The organism is Bradyrhizobium sp. CCBAU 11357, assembly GCF_028128865.1.
GTDB lineage: Bacteria > Pseudomonadota > Alphaproteobacteria > Rhizobiales > Xanthobacteraceae > Bradyrhizobium.
This window is the reverse complement of record NZ_LBJW01000105.1, coordinates 123,087-139,773: the sequence shown is the minus strand read 5'-3', so window position 1 is coordinate 139,773 and position 16,687 is coordinate 123,087. Positions and strand designations below refer to the sequence as shown.

At 64.8% G+C, this 16,687-nt stretch carries 15 protein-coding genes; 9 read left to right on the top strand and 6 right to left on the bottom strand.

All coding sequences use genetic code 11. From position 1 onward, the window contains the following. The first annotated feature begins 13 nt into the window (after window positions 1–13). From gfa to XI05_RS23570, 4 genes are all read left to right on the top strand, one after another. The gene (gfa, locus tag XI05_RS23585; RefSeq protein ID WP_172785586.1) at window positions 14–577 is read left to right on the top strand and encodes an S-(hydroxymethyl)glutathione synthase; all 564 of its coding nucleotides are present in this window, start codon (window positions 14–16) and stop codon (window positions 575–577) included. Window positions 578–1,197: 620 nt separating this feature from the next. Continuing rightward, complete coding sequence (locus XI05_RS23580) at window positions 1,198–1,650, top strand: (2Fe-2S)-binding protein (protein ID WP_025037743.1); 453 nt, start codon at window positions 1,198–1,200, stop codon at window positions 1,648–1,650. A gap of 1 nt (window position 1,651) precedes the next feature. After that, window positions 1,652–3,964 carry a xanthine dehydrogenase family protein molybdopterin-binding subunit gene (locus XI05_RS23575; RefSeq protein ID WP_271506191.1) on the top strand — a complete coding sequence of 771 codons (2,313 nt, stop codon included), beginning with the start codon at window positions 1,652–1,654 and terminating at the stop codon, window positions 3,962–3,964. Window positions 3,965–4,020: 56 nt separating this feature from the next. Next, window positions 4,021–4,278, top strand: coding sequence for a hypothetical protein (locus tag XI05_RS23570; RefSeq protein ID WP_271506184.1), 258 nt, complete (start codon window positions 4,021–4,023; stop codon window positions 4,276–4,278). Between the two features lie 298 nt (window positions 4,279–4,576). On the opposite strand, the gene XI05_RS23565 is transcribed toward XI05_RS23570, so the two are convergent. From XI05_RS23565 to XI05_RS23550, 4 genes are all read right to left on the bottom strand, one after another. Then, window positions 4,577–6,304 (bottom strand): methanol/ethanol family PQQ-dependent dehydrogenase, encoded by a 1,728-nt coding sequence (locus XI05_RS23565; RefSeq protein ID WP_271506415.1) that lies wholly within the window; start codon window positions 6,302–6,304, stop codon window positions 4,577–4,579. Window positions 6,305–6,434: 130 nt separating this feature from the next. Next, window positions 6,435–7,082, bottom strand: a complete 648-nt coding sequence (locus XI05_RS23560) for a QcrA and Rieske domain-containing protein (protein WP_271506181.1) — start codon at window positions 7,080–7,082, stop codon at window positions 6,435–6,437. A gap of 245 nt (window positions 7,083–7,327) precedes the next feature. After that, window positions 7,328–7,792: a group III truncated hemoglobin gene (locus XI05_RS23555; protein ID WP_271506178.1), complete on the bottom strand. Its 465-nt coding sequence runs from the start codon at window positions 7,790–7,792 to the stop codon at window positions 7,328–7,330. A 132-nt stretch (window positions 7,793–7,924) separates the two neighbouring features. Continuing rightward, the gene (locus XI05_RS23550) at window positions 7,925–8,776 is read right to left on the bottom strand and encodes a 3-hydroxybutyryl-CoA dehydrogenase (RefSeq protein WP_271506176.1); all 852 of its coding nucleotides are present in this window, start codon (window positions 8,774–8,776) and stop codon (window positions 7,925–7,927) included. A 313-nt stretch (window positions 8,777–9,089) separates the two neighbouring features. Here XI05_RS23550 and XI05_RS23545 point away from each other — a divergent pair, with 313 nt between their 5' ends. Then, complete coding sequence (locus tag XI05_RS23545; RefSeq protein ID WP_271506173.1) at window positions 9,090–9,788, top strand: ABC transporter permease; 699 nt, start codon at window positions 9,090–9,092, stop codon at window positions 9,786–9,788. Here the strand turns inward: XI05_RS23545 and XI05_RS23540 are convergent. Then, window positions 9,762–10,571, bottom strand: coding sequence for a substrate-binding domain-containing protein (locus XI05_RS23540; RefSeq protein ID WP_172785592.1), 810 nt, complete (start codon window positions 10,569–10,571; stop codon window positions 9,762–9,764). The genes XI05_RS23545 and XI05_RS23540 overlap by 27 nt on opposite strands. A gap of 159 nt (window positions 10,572–10,730) precedes the next feature. Between XI05_RS23540 and XI05_RS23535 the strand changes: the two genes are divergently transcribed. From XI05_RS23535 to XI05_RS23520, 4 genes are all read left to right on the top strand, one after another. After that, entirely contained in the window at window positions 10,731–11,018 is a 288-nt protein-coding gene (locus XI05_RS23535; RefSeq protein WP_271506171.1) for a hypothetical protein, read from the top strand. 237 nt (window positions 11,019–11,255) lie between these two features. After that, complete coding sequence (locus XI05_RS23530; protein WP_271506169.1) at window positions 11,256–12,386, top strand: hypothetical protein; 1,131 nt, start codon at window positions 11,256–11,258, stop codon at window positions 12,384–12,386. A 63-nt stretch (window positions 12,387–12,449) separates the two neighbouring features. Next, a complete protein-coding gene (locus XI05_RS23525) occupies window positions 12,450–12,722 on the top strand; it encodes a TonB-dependent receptor plug domain-containing protein (RefSeq protein ID WP_271506167.1) in 273 nt (90 codons plus the stop codon). Window positions 12,723–12,990: 268 nt separating this feature from the next. Next, complete coding sequence (locus XI05_RS23520) at window positions 12,991–15,000, top strand: putative bifunctional diguanylate cyclase/phosphodiesterase (RefSeq protein ID WP_271506165.1); 2,010 nt, start codon at window positions 12,991–12,993, stop codon at window positions 14,998–15,000. A gap of 8 nt (window positions 15,001–15,008) precedes the next feature. Here the strand turns inward: XI05_RS23520 and hutU are convergent, their stop codons facing one another. After that, on the bottom strand, window positions 15,009–16,679 hold the full coding sequence (hutU, locus tag XI05_RS23515; RefSeq protein ID WP_271506162.1) for a urocanate hydratase: 1,671 nt from the start codon (window positions 16,677–16,679) through the stop codon (window positions 15,009–15,011). Between the last annotated feature and the right edge of the window lie 8 nt (window positions 16,680–16,687).

Sequence of the window (16,687 nt, the reverse complement as noted above, 5' to 3'; positions counted from 1 at the left end):
AGGAGGATCGACCATGACTGTTGCACTCCATCCCTCGATCGACAACGGCATCAAGCAAGGCAGCGGCAGCTTCGCCGGCGGCACGCTGGTCTGCAAATGCAGCGACCACCCGGTGAAGGTCGGCGTCAAGGGCGACGTTGCCCACAACCATGCCTGCGGCTGCACCAAGTGCTGGAAGCCGCAGGGCGCGACCTTCTCCGTCGTCGCCGTGGTGCCGCGCCAGAACGTCACCGTGCTCGAGAACGGCGACAAGCTCCAGATCGTCGATCCCTCGGCGGTGATCCAGCGCTACGCCTGCAGGGCCTGCGGCACGCACATGTACGGCCGGATCGAGAACAAGAACCATCCGTTCTACGGCCTCGATTTCATCCATCCCGAACTGTTCCAGGAGCAGGGCTCGCAGGCGCCGCAATTCGCCGCCTTCGTCTCCTCCGTGATCGAATCGGGCGTGAAGCCCGAGCAGATGGCCGGCATCCGTTCGCGGCTGAAGGAGATCGGCCTCGAGCCCTATGACTGCCTGTCGCCGGCCCTGATGGACGCGATCGCGACCCATGTGGCGAAGGCCAAGGCCGCCTGAGAAGGCTGCCCGAGTTGGCCGGCCGCCAGACCTCGGCCACGCCATCTGCGGCTCGCTGGCGCCCGTCGCCGCCAGCGAGCCGCACCGGACCCGCGGCGCAATGCCGCCGCTTCTGCACCACGCGTGAGTAAGGGCCATCGGCTCCTCAGTCCTGGTCTCTGAATGACTGCGCAGGACCGTCCGCTTCCAGCTTGAAGTTCGCGGTGTCCTGCGTTCTCCCTCCCTCGACTGAGGCCTACTGCTTCGTCCGTTCGGTCTTGCTGGCGGACGAAGCTTTTTTTCGTTGCGCCCATTCGATGAGCAGGCGGCGGGATGACGCGCCCTGCTTTTGACAAACCGTCGATGCAATCTTTTCCCGGTGAGAACACCCGGCTGTGAACGCCGGGTCGGAGCGATCTCTGCTACGGTCGCGCCGTCACGATGCCGCGCGAAGACAATCAATCAAGAAGAAAACGGGAGGTATCGAGCACATCCAGACATCGCCATCCGAGTTCCTGCCTCCCTCCGGGATTTGCCCGCGCGGGACCACGGCGGGACGTGGCGAGACGACGCACGAACCGTCGCCGACCGGCGTCGGCGGACTTTGAATTTGGCATGCTTATGAAGAGCGAGGCACGATCATGATCAAGGTGAAGATCAACGGCCAGGAACAGAGCTGGGACGGCGACCCGGATCTCCCGCTACTCTGGTTCCTGCGTGACGAGGCCGGACTGACCGGCACCAAATACGGCTGCGGCCAGGCGCTGTGCGGTGCCTGCACGGTCATCGTCGACAAGCAAGCGGTGCGCGCCTGCATCACGTCCGTCAACGATGTCGCCGGACGCGAGGTCACCACGATCGAGGGGCTGCATCCGAACGGCGATCACCCGGTGCAGAAGGCGTGGCGCCAGCTCAACGTGCCCCAATGCGGCTTCTGCCAGGCCGGCCAGATCATGCAGGCTGCGGCCCTCCTGATGGATAACCCGAAACCCTCGCATGACCAGATCCGCGAAGGGATGGCTGGCAACATCTGCCGCTGCGGCTGTTACCAGCGCATCGAGAACGCCGTCCATCTCGCATCGACGGGGGTGTGACATGAACTTCATCGACAATCCCGGCAAGCTGCGCGGCTTCGAAAAGCACATCAAGGTCGAGAAGGTCACGCGCCGAAGCATCCTGAAGGGGCTCGGCGTCACCGGCGGCTTCGTGCTCGCCGCCCCCGTGATGTCGCGCCAGGCGCTCGCTTATGAGACCGGCGCCGGCAAGATGCCGCATGGCGTCGTGGTCGATCCGCGCGTGTTCGTTTCGGTAGGCGCGGATGGCATCGTCACCATCGTCGGGCACCGTTCGGAAATGGGCACCGGCGTGCGCACCAGCCTGCCGCTGATCGTGGCCGAGGAGATGGAGGCCGACTGGTCCAGGGTCAAGGTGCAGCAGGCCCATGGCGACGAGGTCAAATTCGGCAACCAGGACACCGACGGCTCGCGCAGTACGCGGCATTATCTGATCCCGATGCGCCAGATCGGCGCCTCCGCCCGCACCATGCTGGAGCAGGCCGCAGCCAAGCGCTGGGGCGTGCCGGCGACCGAGGTCAAGGCGGTCAACCACGAGGTCGTGCACAGCGCCAGCGGGCGCAAGCTCGGCTTCGGCGAGCTTGCTGCCGACGCCGCAAAGGAATCGGTGCCGAGCATCGAGGGCCTCAAGCTGAAGGACCCCAAGAACTTCCGCTATCTCGGCAAGGGCGAGATCGGCATCGTCGATCTCCATGACATCACCACCGGCAAGGCGCGCTATGGAGCCGACGTGCGGCTGCCGGGCATGAAATATGCCGTGATCGCCCGCCCGCCGGTGACCGGCGGCAAGCTGGTCAAGTTCGAGCCGGAAGAGGCCTTGAAGATCCCCGGCGTCGAGAAGGTGATGCAGGTTCGCGGCTGGCCATGGCCGTCGAAGTTCCAGCCGCTCGGGGGCGTCGCGGTGATCGCGCGCAACACCGGCGCGGCGATCAAGGGCCGCGACGCCTTGAAGCTGGTCTGGGACGACGGCCCCAACGGCAAATACGACTCGGTCGCCTACCGCAAGGAGCTCGAGGAAGCGTCGCGCAAGCCCGGCCTCGTGCTGCGCAAGGAGGGCGATGCGGACGCTGCCTTGAAGAGCGCCGACAAGGTGATCGTCGGCGAGTACTACCTCCCGCATCTCGCCCATGTCTCCATGGAGCCGCCGGTGGCGGTCGCGGACGTCAAGGGCGACAAGGCGGAGATCTGGGCGCCGGTGCAAAGCCCCGGCGGCACCCGCGAGGACGTCGCCAAGACGCTCGACATTCCCGAGGCCAACGTCACCGTCAACGTGACCCTGCTCGGCGGCGGGTTCGGACGCAAGTCGAAATGCGACTTTGCGCTCGAAGCCGCGCTGCTCTCGAAAGAGCTCGGCGCGCCGGTGAAGGTGCAATGGACGCGGGAGGACGACATCCACAACGGCTTCCTGCACACCGTCTCGGTCGAACGGATCGAGGCCGGCCTCGACAAGAGCGGCAAGGTGATCGCCTGGCGCCATCGCAGCGTGGCTCCCAGCATCGCCTCGACCTTTGCCGCCGGCACGGTGCATCAGGCGCCGTTCGAGATCGGCATGGGCCTGGTCGATATGCCGTTCGAGATCGCGAACATCTCTTGTGAGAACCCGGAAGCCGCGGCGTTCACCCGCATCGGCTGGTTCCGTTCGGTCTCGAACATCCCGCGCGCCTTCGCCGTCCAGTCGATGGTCGGCGAGATCGCGCAGGCAACAGGGCGCGACCAGAAGGACATGCTGCTCGAGCTGATCGGCTCGCCTCGCATCGTCAAGCCCAACGTGAAGGACCTCTGGAATTACGGCGAGCCCCAGGACAGCTACCCGATCGATACCGCGCGCCTGCGCAAGGTGGTCGAACTGGTCGCCGAGAAGGGTGAATGGGGCCGAAAGGTGCCGAAGGGCCACGGTCTCGGCATCGCCGTGCACCGCAGCTTCGTCAGCTACATCGCGACCATCGTCGAGGTGGCCGTCGACGACAAGGGCAAGCTGACGGTGCCGCGGGTCGACACCGCGATCGATTGCGGCACCTACGTCAACCCCGAGCGCATCGCTTCGCAGATCGAGGGCGCGGCGATCATGGGGCTGAGCCTTGCCAAATACGGCGAGATCACCTTCAAGGACGGCAAGGTGCAGCAGAAGAATTTTGACGACTTCCAGGTCGTCAGGATGGACGACTCGCCTGTGGTGACCAACGTCTACGTCGTGCCGCCCGGACCCGACACGCCGCCGAGCGGCGTCGGCGAGCCCGGTGTTCCCCCGTTCGCGCCGGCCCTGATCAACGCGATCTTCGTGGCGACCGGAAAGCGCATCCGCTCGCTTCCGATCGGCAAGCAATTGGAGGCGTAAGCCGCGGAACAGAAGCGGCCTCGCGCCGTTTGCATCGATCTGACAGGAGCAGATCGATGACCAACATCTCAAAGGCGCTCGCAGTCTCGCTGTCGGGCGCCTTTCTTTTGACTGCCGCGGGCGCATTCGCCCAGAGCAGCACGACGCCGCCGACCACGGCCACGCGCCCCACCGGCCCCGACCAGAATTCGCTGCCCAACGCCAACGCCCCGCCCGCCTCCACCAACCAGACCACCGGGCAGCACAACCCCGATCCCAAGATTCGCGAGATGAACCAGAAGGAAAAGGACAAGGTCGAGCGCGAGGGGAAGTAGTGGTTTGGCGCCTGCGCATTGATGCGCCGTCTCCGCTTTTGTCCGCCGAAGCCGTGGCGAAGGCGGATGTGGGAGAGGGCAGCGACGCTGGTCGATGCGCACTCGCTTGGGTGAGGGGTCTGCCTCTGCGCGTCAATCTCCCGATGAAAGCGCGCGGATAGAACCTCTCATCCGGCGCTTCGCGCCACCTTCTCCCACAAGGGGAGAAGGAAGAGCCCACACAAAATGCGGCGGACGTTGCCGTCCGCCGCAGTCGCCACCCCCCTGCTGCTCCGCTTCTGTCGATCCGCCCGCGGAGCTATTTCTTCAGCGCGAAGACCCAGATGACGCCGCCCTGCGGCACGTTGGCTTCGATGCCGATGTTGTTGGTCACGAGCGCATCCTGGATGCGCTGCGCGTCGACGCCCCATCCCGACTGGATCGCGATGTATTGCGTGCCGTCAATCTCGTAGGACACCGGCATGCCCACGATGCCGGAGTTGGTCTTCTGCTCCCACAACAGTTCGCCCGTCTTGGCGTGGAAGGCGCGGAAATAGCGGTCGTTGGTCCCCCCAACGAAGACGAGATCGCCCGCGGTCGCCGTGACCGATCCGAACAGTTGCGACTTTGGGAAGTTGTGCTGCCAGACCTTCTTACCGGTTGCGGGATCCCAGGCCTGGAGCTCGCCAAAATGATCCGCACCCGGCTTCGTCTTCAGGCCGATATCTTCCGGCTTGGTGCCGAGCCAGAGCTCGCCCGGCTTGAGCGGCACTTTCTCGCCGGTAAAGCCGCCGCAGAAATTCTCGTTGGCGGGCACGTAGACGAGGCCGGTCTTCTGGCTGTAGGCCGCCGATGGCCAGTCCTTGCCGCCCCACAGCGACGGGCAGAACTCCACGCGCTTGCCCATGACCGGCTTGTGCGCGGGGTCGACGATCGGCTTGCCGGTCTCGGGTTCGATGCCCTTCCAGACGTCGGTGAAGACGAACGGCCAGCCGGCGACGTAATTGATCTTGGTCGGCGTGCGCTCGAGCACCCAGAAGATCGCGTCGCGTCCCGGATGGACCAGGCTCTTGATGTTGCGGCCATCGCGTTGCAGGTCGATCAGCATCGGTGCTTCGACCTCGTCCCAATCCCAGGAATCGTTCTGGTGATACTGGTGATAGGTCTTGATCTTGCCGGTGTTGGGATCGAGCGCGAGCACTGATGACGTGTAGAGATTGTCGCCGGGATGCGAGTCGCCCGGCCACGGCGCGGCGTTGCCGACACCCCAATAGATCGTCTTGGTCTCTTTGTCGTAATTGCCTGTCATCCAGGCCGACCCACCGCCGTTCTTCCAGTCGTCGCCTTGCCAGGTGTCGTGACCGGGCTCGCCTTCACCGGGGATGGTGTAGGTCCGCCACAGCTCCTTGCCATCCTTGGCATCATAAGCCACGATATAGCCACGCACGCCGAACTCGCCGCCGGAGCCGCCGACGATGACCTTACCGTCAACGATCAATGGCATCAGGGTCAGGTACTGGCCCTTCCTGTAGTCCTGCACCTTCGTGTCCCACAGCACCTTGCCGGTCTTGGCATCGAGCGCGACCACGTGGTCGTCCGTGGTGGCGAGGTAGAGCTTGTCCTCCCAGAGGCCGACGCCGCGGTTGGTCGGATGCAGCTGGAACAGATCGTCAGGAAGCTGCCGCTTGTAGCGCCAGTACTCGTCGCCGGTCTTCGCATTCAGCGCGATCACCTGCCCCATCGGGGTCGTCACGAACATCGCGCCATTGTTGACGATCGGCGGTGCCTGATGGCCTTCGACCACGCCTGTGGCGAAGGTCCAGACCGGTGCGAGGTTCTTCACGTTGGAGGTATTGATTTGGTCGAGCGGGCTAAAGCCCTGCCCGTCATAGGTGCGCCGGTAGAGCATCCAATTGCCTGGCTCCGGATTTTCGAGCCGCTGCGAAGTGACGGGCGAATAATTCTCGATCGGGCCAGCCAGCGCGGCAGTCGAAACGAGGCAGGTGAAGGCGACGAAGCCGGACAGGTAGAATTGCTTCCTGGTCATGGAGAGTTTCATGGACGTTCCCCTTTTTCATCCGCTTGAATTCTTGTTGTGAATTCTTGTCGTTCGTCCCGTCGTCCGCCCTTCGGCGGAGGCGGCCGTTCGTGACGCGGGCCCAGCCCGCAACCGTCCATCATCCTGGCTGTGTGCCACCTACCTTTCCCATGAAATTGCCGGCGACGCTGAGCGATCCGTCAGCGAGCGCCAGCGGCAGCGCTGCAAGCCGCCGCGGTGCCGGCCCGAACACGACCTGCGCGCCCGCGCGGGGATCGAATTCGGAGTTGTGGCACATGCACTTGAACACCTCCTTGTCGCCGACATCGCTCTTCACCCAGGCGGTGACGGGACAGCCCGCATGCGAGCAGATTGCCGAATAGGCGATGATGCCGTCGACGGCCCGCGCGCGGGTCTTCTCGTCGAGGTCGGCGGGATCAAGCTTGATGATCAGGATCTCGTTGAGCCGTGAGGCGCTGCGCACCACCGCTGAGGTGGGGTCCTTCGGCCAGGCATGGACCGGCGGTGCGCCGACCTTGAGATCGGCCGCGGTGATGAGCTTTCCCTCCTGGTCACCTTCGGAGAAAACGAGCAGGTCGCCTTTCTGCGGCCGCTCATCCGAGCCGGGCGGATCCTCACCTGCGCCGGCCTGGGTGGAACAGCCGAGGCACGCTGTCGTCGCGAGCGCACCGAGCAGCACGGATCGCCGTGTCTGCTCGGCACCCGAGACGTCAGGTTCCGCAGCACTCTCTGAGGATTGTGAATTATCGAACGATGCGCGAGCCATGCCCGTTAGCAGGCGCTGGAACTCTGCCGAAAACAAGGCGAAGACTTGGCGCCGCAGTGCATCAATGTGGCTTTGCTCGCGTTGATTGAGCAAGACTAAATGCGTTCCAGCGCGTTTTCGCGAATTCTACATCGCATTGCGCGAACGGCATGATGATTTTGCAGATCAGATCGATGCTGCGGGAATTGGTGCGGCGCGCCATCACGCGACGCGAGCTGCGCCTTTCTCAGGCAGGCATTTTGTATTCACGACCTGAGCACGTGACGCGGCGAAGCGATGCGGCCCGCAAGTGTTGCCGACGCCATTTCAAAACTGTCGGCGATACGACGTGCCTTGTCGATGAACAGCGCAGCCGCCGCCGGCGGGCAGACCTCGCGCGCGGTCTGCTCGAACAGCTCGAGCCAGCGATCGAAATGGCCGCCGGCCAGGCTCAGCGGCAGGTGTGCCCGCATCGGGGAGCCATGATAGCGGCCACTCATCAACACGATCGACGACCAGAAATCCCTGAGCTTGGCGAGATGCTCGTCCCAGTTCTGCACGACGGCGAAGACGGGCCCCAGCAGCGCGTCCTCACGCACGCGTCCGTAGAAGCGGGTGACGAGTTCCCCGATCATCTCCTCGGTGATCCCGGTGCGCTCGATCGCATCCTGGGTCAACAGGTTCCGCCGCGCGGCCGCAGCTTCCCGCTCGGCCTTCAGTCGATCCGACATGTCCTCTGTGTCCGTTCCGTTATGCCCACGGGCCGTTCGACATTGTCGGGCCAATTGCGCGCGGCGTCTTTGTCGCAGCGCAAATTGCGGGATTGGGCGACGGACACTCGGTGCCCGCCACCAATGCCTTCATCAGGCGGTATAGGTGTAAAAGCCCTGCCCGGTCTTGCGGCCGAGATGGCCGGCATCGACCATCTCTTTCAGCAGCGGGGCTGGCCGATATTTAGGATCGTTGAAGCCCTTGTAAAAGACCTCCATCACCGAAAGCATGGTGTCGAGCCCGACGAGATCGGCAAGTGCGAGCGGCCCGATCGGCTGGTTGCAGCCGAGCTTCATGCCGGCGTCGATCTCCTCCGCCGTCGCGATGCCCTCCTGCAGCGCGAAGATCGCCTCGTTGATCATCGGACACAGGATGCGGTTGACGGCGAAGCCCGGGCTGTTCTTGGCCGTGATCGCCACCTTGCCGACGCGCTTGGCGAAATCCAGCGCCTTCGCATGGGTGTCGTCCGAGGTCTGCAGGCCGCGGATGAGTTCGAGCAGCGCCATCACCGGCACCGGGTTGAAGAAGTGCATGCCGATGAAGCGGTCGGGACGGTCGGTCGCCGCCGCGAGCTTCGTGATCGAGATCGAAGAGGTGTTGGTTGCGACCAGCGTGCGCGGCGACAGGGTGGCGCAGAGATCCTTCAGGATCTTGACCTTGAGCTCCTCGTTCTCGGTGGCGGCCTCGATGACGAGGTCGCAATCCGACAGCTTCGCCCGGTCGGTGGTGCCGGTGATGCGCTTGAGCGTCGCCTCGCGGTCGGCCGCCGACATCTTCTCCTTCTTGACCAGCCGCTCGAGGCTTCCGCCGACGGTCGCGAGGCCGCGGCTCACCGCCGCATCGGAAATATCGACCATCACGACCGAGAGGCCGGCGGCGGCGCAGACCTGCGCGATGCCGTTCCCCATGGTCCCTGCCCCGATGATGCCAACGGTCTGAATCATTGCGTCACATCCTTCATCCTTGCGGGCGAGCCAGTTGCAGCCCGGCCCCATTGTTCCTGCATCAGGGTCTAGCACCGCCATTGGGCTGGCGCGACCCGATCCTGTTCCTTAGCGCATCCGAGGCCGGAATAAAGCCGCCCGCGGGGCGGCCAGTTGCCTCGATTGTGGGTCCCTGGCCGCGTTTTCCGATCATCCCGAGCCTCGCTCCAACGGCTCCGGTGGGCTGCCCACCTTGGGGCCTTGATTATGGCAGCGGCAGCAGCGAGAACGGCGGCGCGGGGCTGCCGCGGAACAGGAGCTTGCCCGAGACCGGATGAACGATTTCGCACGATCCATCGGTGCCGCCTTTGCGCTGATCGGCGAGGCCGACACCGAACTATTGGGCATCGTCGCCTTGTCCGTAAGGGTCAGCCTGACCGCCAGCATCCTCGCACTTCTGATCGGCGCCCCCTTTGGAGCCCTGCTTGCGATCACCCGCTTCCGGGGACGCCAGGTCATCGTCATTCTGACCAATGCGCTGCTCGGCCTTCCGCCGGTCGTGGTCGGGCTCGCCCTCTATCTCCTGCTGTCGCGATCCGGTCCGTTCGGGGCGGCGGGCTTGCTGTTCACACCAAGCGCCATGGTGATCGCACAAACGCTGCTGGCGACGCCCATCGTGGTGGCGCTGGTGCACCGGCCGGCAAGCCTGTTGTGGGCGGAGTATGGCGACCTGGCGCGGATCGACGGACTGTCGGCCCTGCGCAGCATGGCCCTGCTGTTCGCGCTCGGCCGGACCTCGCTGCTGACGGCCTTTCTCGCCGCGTTCGGGCGCGCCATCGCGGAAGTCGGCGCCATCATCATCGTCGGCGGCAATATCCGCGGCTTCACCCGCACGATGACGACGGCGATCGCACTGGAAACCAGCAAAGGCGACCTGCCGCTGGCGCTCGGACTCGGGCTGATCCTGCTCGCACTCAGCGTCGCGGTGTCGACCGTCGCCTTCGTCCTAGTGGGGCGCGTTGGGGAAAAATAGCTGCTCGCCGCCGACCTTGTACCCGGCGATCGCTTCCTGCCCTTGCGGCGAGATCAGCCAGTCGATGAAGGCCTGTCCCTCCTTCGCCTTCACGTTCGGATGCTTTTCAGGATTCACCAGCATGACGCCGTACTGGTTGAAGAGCCGCTTGTCCCCCTCGGTCAGGATGGCGAGTTCGCCGCGGTTCTTGAACGACAGCCAGGTGCCGCGGTCCGACAGGAGGTAGGCGTTCCACGACGAGGCCATGTTCAGCGCCGGGCCCATGCCCTGGCCGATCTCCCGATACCAAGTGTCCTTGCCGGCACTGAGGTCGACGCCCGCCTCCTTCCATAGCCTCAGCTCGGCCGCATGCGTGCCGGACTTGTCGCCGCGCGAGATGAACGGCGCTTTCGCGGTCGCAATCCTGCGCAGCGCCTCGACCACGTCCTTGCTGCCCGAGATCTGCGCTGGATCGCTCTTGGGGCCGACGATGACGAAGTCGTTGTACATGACGTCGAAGCGCTTCACGCCCTGCCCTTCGGACATGAACTTGTCCTCGGCGGGCCTGTCGTGGACGAACACCACGTCGGCATCGCCGCGCCGCCCGATATCCAGAGCCTGGCCGGTGCCGACGGCGACGACCTTCACGCCGATGCCTTCGGCCTTCGCGAACAGCGGCAGCAGATGGCCGAACAGCCCCGACTGTTCCGTCGAGGTGGTCGACGCCACGGTGATGGTGCGATCCTGTGCGGATGCGATGGTGGACCAGAGCAGAACCGCTCCGATGGTGGCAAGCTTCCTCATGCGCCGTCCCCGACCAGACAATGACGGTCCTGAAATAGCGGCTCGCGACGACGACGGGAACCCCGACTTGGATCGCAACGAGAGCAAGTGCTGCCGCGCGTCGGCAGGAACGTGGTCTGCGCATGCGAGTTGTCCGGGATGCAAGTCAAGGAGAATCCGATGAAGAAGATCATCCTGGCAGCCGCATGCGTCATGGCGCTGGCCACAGGTGGCGCTTTCGCGCAGACACAACCCGCACCCGGCGCATCCGGTCAGGGCGATGTCGGCCCCTCCTCGCGAGGTCCGGCGACCAAGGGAATGACGACAGGACGTTCATCGAACATGCAGAACGAGGCCAGCGACAGCAAGGGGGCGCAGTCGCCATCCGCCGGCGGTGGTAACACCAACAATATGGGCAGCCAGGCCGGCGGCAGTGCGGGCACCGGCGGCGCCGGCTCGGGCAAGTGACCTGAGGTTCGAATATCCCGAGAGAGGCGAGTCGATTGATGCAATCCGGAACGGCACTCCACTCCGCGTGGTGCCGTTCGCCCCGCAGAGTGGATGCGCGGATGTTCTGCAATTGGTCCTGCCTACGTTGACACGGGTGTGACGGCCGGGGCAGGTTTTCACATTGCTGACGAATCAGCGATTGCCTCACGCCGAGCACCTCTTGGACAACTCCCAGTGCTTTCGAGACTGATATCGTTGCTGCGCCGCATTCCAGCGGTGAACTGGGCGTTTTCCCGACTCCGGCCTGTGCCGCACAGCGGCAACCTCGACGTCGCGCCGACTGCAGAGGCTTCATCTGCCATCGCCGAAGACGTTGCCGGCACGGCTCCAGCGCCCATCGCCGAGATCAGCGCTGATCCCATGCGCGACGAGGCTGATCTCGCCGCCACCGCTCCGGTCGCGGAGAACGATGCGGCTGTGTCGGTCGTCGCGGAGATTCCGGCCGAGGATATCTGCATCGGCGACTCATCTTCAAAGTTGGCAACGGCAATCGAGGCGCCTGCGGCGCCGCCAGCGACCGAAGCGGCGTTGGCTGCATCGGCCGGTGCGGAGAACGAGCCAGTTGCAGCCTCCGATCTCGCCGCCGTGGACGATGATGCATCGCCTGCTGGAATCTCTGCAGGGATCAACTCTGCCACCGCAGAAGAGATTGTGGCTTCATCAGCAGACGTCGCGACCGCTTCGGCCGATCTCCCTGCCCTCATCATCGAGGCTGCCCCCTCGCCCGACGTATCCCTCAATGTCGTACCCGACGCCGCCGAAGCAATCCCGGTGGACGTCGAGAACGTGGCGGCTGTTGTCTCTGAAGCCAGCGCCGAAATCGATCCGGCGCCCGTTGTCGCAATCGCGCCGGCGCCCGCAAACGATGTTCCGCTCGCCACGGCCATTGCGGCGGTAGCCAACGAGTCATCCAGCGACGTCGCGGAAGCTGAACCAGCTCCGGCTCTCACGTCTCCTTCGCCAGAGATCCGCAGCGCACCGACACTTCGCGCGCGAGCCGCAGAGCCCGCCGACCGCGCCGCGCTGATCCGGCAGCGCTGGGCGGAGAGCGGAATCAGGATGTGGAATCCGCGGCTTCACGGCACCGGCGAGGCCGCGCTGAACATCCAGGGAAGCGTCGGGCTGCTGCCGCCGGCGGCCGGCGAGACGATGCCGCGCTACGACAAGCTGGAATTCAGGATGCTCGGCGGACAGATCGTCTGTGAGGGCATCATCGTCGAGGCCCCCGTTCAGGCGGGCCATCGGAGCTTCACGCGGCTCGCCGAGCCGCGGAGCATCGAGCGGATCCGCGAGCCGGCGCGGGAGCGCCAGGCCGTTCTCGCCTGATCCTTTCGACTGCGCCCACCGTGGCAATGTGCTAGGCTGATGTCCCGACATGGGAGATCCCAGATGCGCGCAAGACCATTGCTCTTCGTCGTGATCGCGCTTGCTGTCTCGCAGCCGGCGCTCGCCGCGGGCAAGCGGCCGCATCACATGACTGGGCTCGCCACCGATCCGGCCGCTCCCTACAAGGCCGATCGGCTCTCCTCCTCGCGCGGCGAGTCGATCCTCGACACGCCTGGCCAGACCACCGTGCTGACGCGGCAGGTTCTCGACGACAAGAGGGCGACCAGCCTGCGGGACGCCATGCGCTCGACCGCAGGTGTGACGATCGGACGCTAGGCCGCTTGCACCGCTCTCGGTCGCCCGGCACCGAGCGCTCAGGGCTAGCAGGGCGTAGCTGCGGCGATTTCGGGCGACTTGTGCCTGAGACGCACGCCCCTTGCCGCCGGCTATCCTTAACGGGACCTCACCAATGCACGCGACCGGAAAATCCTGAGGCAGCGCGCAACCAGTGCTGGCCGAGCCCGGCTAGCATCGATCTAACGGGCCCTTTACCCGTGCCGTGCAAGATTGCCCCGTTTTTCAGGGATCTGGGGCTCGTATTTCAATGCCCATTGCCGAATTGAAATCTCCTCTTGCTGCCGCGATGCGATTGTTTCGCGTTCCCGCCGACAATCCGGATCTCACACGCGCGCAGTTCGACGCCTTCTCCAAGCAGATCCCGCTGCTCTACTTTATCCTCATCAGCAACACGATTGCGGTCGCCTACACCTATGTGAACGTGGCGCCGGACTGGCTGACGACGATCGTGCCGGCCGTGCTGACGGTGCTCGCAGGCTCACGGACCTTGTGGTGGCTACGCCAGCGCCGGCTCGTTCGCAGCGATGCCGACATCCTGCGCAATCTGCGCGCCACCAATTGGCTGACCCTGCCGATCGGTGCCGGCTTCACCGCCTGGTCGTTCGCGCTGTACCCCTACGGCGATCCCTTCGCCAAGAGCCAGGTCGCGTTCTACATGGCGGTCACCGTGATCGGCTGCATCTTCTCGCTGATGCATCTGCGCTCGGCGGCACTGATCGTGACGCTGATCGTCGACGTGCCCTATGTGCTGTTCTTCTTCGCCACGGGCGAGCCGACGCTGAAGGCGATCGCGGTCAACAACCTCCTGGTTTCCGGCGCGATGGTGACGGTGTTGTTCATCTACTATCGCGACTTCGCCGATCTCGTCGCCAGCCGCAAGTCGCTGCTCGCGCAACAGGCGGCGACGCAGGCGCTCTCTGACGAGAACTTCCGCCTTGCCAATCTCGATTCCCTCACCGAGCTGCCGAACCGCCGCCGCTTCTTCGCCGAGCTGTCGAGCGCCTTCACCGATGCCGAACGCAGGAAAGTTAGGGTCGCAGTCGGCATCATCGATCTCGACGGCTTCAAGCCGATCAACGACAATTACGGCCACTCAGTCGGCGACCGCGTCCTGATCGAGGCCGGCCGGCGCATCCGCGAGGTCTGCGAGGGTTTTGGTCCGCACCGGGTCGAATTCGCCCGACTCGGCGGTGACGAGTTCGGCCTCGTCGTGTGCGGCGACCCCAATGATGCGGATCTGCTACGGCTGGGCCAGCGCATCGGCGACCAGGTCAAGCTTCCCTATCAGCTCGATACCGCTCATACGGGGCTGTCCTGCTCGATCGGCTTTGCGTTGTTTCCGCAATCGGCCACGACAGCGGAAGCACTGTATGAATGCGCCGATTATTCGCTCTACCATGCCAAGCGCCATCTGCGCGGCCGCATCGTGATCTTCTCGAGCGAGCTCGAGGCGGAGATCCGCAGTCGCGGGGTTATCGAGAACCTGCTGCGCACCGCCGATTTCGGCACCGAGATGGACCTGGTGTTCCAGCCGATCGTCGATGCCATGAGCGAGCACACCACCGGCTTCGAGGTGCTGGCGCGCTGGCGCAGCGCCCGCCTCGGCCTGGTCTCTCCGGCCGATTTCATTCCGGCTGCCGAGCGCATCGGTCTGATCCGGCCGCTGACGCAAGCGCTGCTGGTGCGCGCACTTGCCGTCGCCAGGACGTGGCCCGATCACATCCGCCTCTCGTTCAACCTCTCTGCACACGACGTCTGCGCGGCGGAGGGCATCTTGCCGCTGATCTCGATCATCGAGAAGAGCGGGCTGCCGCCACAGCGGATCGATTTCGAGATCACCGAGACCGCCGTCACTTTCGACTTCGTCCGCGCGCAGCAATCGATCGCAACGCTGAAGGCAATGGGCTGCGGCATTTCGCTGGACGATTTCGGCACCGGCTATTCGTCGTTGAGCCACGTGCACCGGCTGCCGCTCGACAAGATCAAGGTCGACCGCAGCTTCGTTTCCGACATCAACGAGAATCCGGTCAGCCACAAGATCATCAAATCGCTCACCGGCCTCTGCGACGACATGGAGATCGCCTGCGTCGTCGAGGGCGTCGAGACGCGTGCTCAGCTCGACACCTTGCGCCGCCTGGGGTGCGACTTCATCCAGGGCTATTATTTCGCAAAGCCCATGCCGGCCGATGCGATTGGCGACCATCTGGCGAAGGAGAGCCGGCGCCTCGACGGCACCGGGGCCAAGGTCGTGGCCTGAGCCTCAGTCTACCTCGCCAGGCTCGGCAGATCGAGCCCCTTGTCGCGGGCGCACTCGATCGCGATTTCGTAGCCGGCATCGGCGTGGCGCATGACGCCCGTGGCCGGATCGTTCCACAGCACGCGCTCGATCCGCTTCGCAGCCTCGGGCGTGCCGTCGGCGACGATCACCATGCCGGCATGCTGCGAATAGCCGATACCGACGCCGCCGCCATGATGCAGCGAGACCCAGGTCGCCCCGCTGGCGCAGTTGAGCAGCGCATTGAGCAGCGGCCAATCGGACACCGCATCTGATCCATCCTTCATCGCCTCGGTCTCGCGGTTGGGGCTCGCCACCGAGCCGCTGTCGAGATGATCGCGGCCGATCACGATCGGCGCCTTCAATTCACCGCGCGCGACCATCTCGTTGAAGGCCAGGCCGAGGCGATGGCGGTCGCCGAGGCCGACCCAGCAGATGCGGGCCGGGAGGCCCTGAAACTTGATGCGCTCCTTGGCCATGTCGAGCCAATTGTGCAGATGCTTGTCGTCGGGCATCAGTTCCTTCACTTTGGCGTCCGTCCTGAAGATATCCTCGGGATCGCCCGACAGCGCGGCCCAGCGGAAGGGCCCGACGCCGCGGCAGAACAGGGGGCGGATATAGGCGGGCACGAAGCCGGGGAAATCGAACGCGTTCTTCAGGCCCATGTCCTGCGCCATCTGGCGGATGTTGTTGCCGTAGTCGAGCGTCGGAATGCCCTGGGCATGGAAATCCAGCATGGCCTGGACATGCTCGACCATCGACGTCTTCGAGGCGCGCTCCACCGCCTTCGGATCGGACGCGCGCTTGGCTTCCCATTCGGCAAGCGCCCAGCCCTTCGGCAAGTAGCCGTTGATCGGATCATGGGCGCTGGTCTGGTCGGTGACGATATCAGGCTTGACGCCGCGACGAACCAGCTCCGGGAAAATCTCGGCGGCATTGCCGAGCAGGCCGACCGAGACCGCCTTCTTCGTCTTCGCAGCGTCCGCCAGGATGGCGAGCGCTTCGTCGAGCGTTGCGGCCTGCCGGTCGAGATAGCCGGTCCGCAAGCGCATCTCGATGCGGCTCGGCTGGCATTCGACCGCGAGCATCGAAGCACCGGCCATGGTCGCGGCCAGCGGCTGCGCACCGCCCATGCCTCCCAGGCCGGCGGTGAGAATCCATTTGCCTGCGAGGCTGCCGCCATAATGGCGACGGCCGACCTCGACGAAGGTTTCATAGGTGCCCTGCACGATGCCCTGGCTGCCGATATAGATCCAGGAGCCCGCCGTCATCTGGCCGTACATCATCAGGCCCTGGCGATCGAGCTCGTTGAAATGATCGAGCGTGGCCCAATGCGGCACGATGTTGGAGTTCGCGATCAGCACGCGCGGCGCGTCGGCATGGGTCCGGAACACACCAACCGGCTTGCCAGACTGGACCAGCAGCGTCTGGTCGGCTTCCAGCTTGCGCAAGGCCGCAACGATCCGGTCAAAACTCTCCCAGTCGCGTGCCGCGCGGCCGATGCCGCCATAGACGACGAGCTCGCTCGGGCGCTCCGCAACGTCTGGGTCGAGATTGTTCATCAGCATGCGCAACGGCGCTTCCGTGAGCCAGCTCTTGGCGCTGATGTCGCTACCGCGGGGAGCGCGGATGGTGCGGTCATTGTCCAGTCGGCGGTTCATGTGGACCT

Coding starts and splice junctions, on each gene's coding strand:
- gfa (WP_172785586.1), top strand. CDS start 14: ATGACTGTTGCACTCCATCCCTCGATCGACAACGGCATCAAGCAAGGC.
- XI05_RS23580 (WP_025037743.1), top strand. CDS start 1,198: ATGATCAAGGTGAAGATCAACGGCCAGGAACAGAGCTGGGACGGCGAC.
- XI05_RS23575 (WP_271506191.1), top strand. CDS start 1,652: ATGAACTTCATCGACAATCCCGGCAAGCTGCGCGGCTTCGAAAAGCAC.
- XI05_RS23570 (WP_271506184.1), top strand. CDS start 4,021: ATGACCAACATCTCAAAGGCGCTCGCAGTCTCGCTGTCGGGCGCCTTT.
- XI05_RS23565 (WP_271506415.1), bottom strand. CDS start 6,304: ATGACCAGGAAGCAATTCTACCTGTCCGGCTTCGTCGCCTTCACCTGC.
- XI05_RS23560 (WP_271506181.1), bottom strand. CDS start 7,082: ATGGCTCGCGCATCGTTCGATAATTCACAATCCTCAGAGAGTGCTGCG.
- XI05_RS23555 (WP_271506178.1), bottom strand. CDS start 7,792: ATGTCGGATCGACTGAAGGCCGAGCGGGAAGCTGCGGCCGCGCGGCGG.
- XI05_RS23550 (WP_271506176.1), bottom strand. CDS start 8,776: ATGATTCAGACCGTTGGCATCATCGGGGCAGGGACCATGGGGAACGGC.
- XI05_RS23545 (WP_271506173.1), top strand. CDS start 9,090: ATGAACGATTTCGCACGATCCATCGGTGCCGCCTTTGCGCTGATCGGC.
- XI05_RS23540 (WP_172785592.1), bottom strand. CDS start 10,571: ATGAGGAAGCTTGCCACCATCGGAGCGGTTCTGCTCTGGTCCACCATC.
- XI05_RS23535 (WP_271506171.1), top strand. CDS start 10,731: ATGAAGAAGATCATCCTGGCAGCCGCATGCGTCATGGCGCTGGCCACA.
- XI05_RS23525 (WP_271506167.1), top strand. CDS start 12,450: ATGCGCGCAAGACCATTGCTCTTCGTCGTGATCGCGCTTGCTGTCTCG.
- XI05_RS23520 (WP_271506165.1), top strand. CDS start 12,991: ATGCCCATTGCCGAATTGAAATCTCCTCTTGCTGCCGCGATGCGATTG.
- hutU (WP_271506162.1), bottom strand. CDS start 16,679: ATGAACCGCCGACTGGACAATGACCGCACCATCCGCGCTCCCCGCGGT.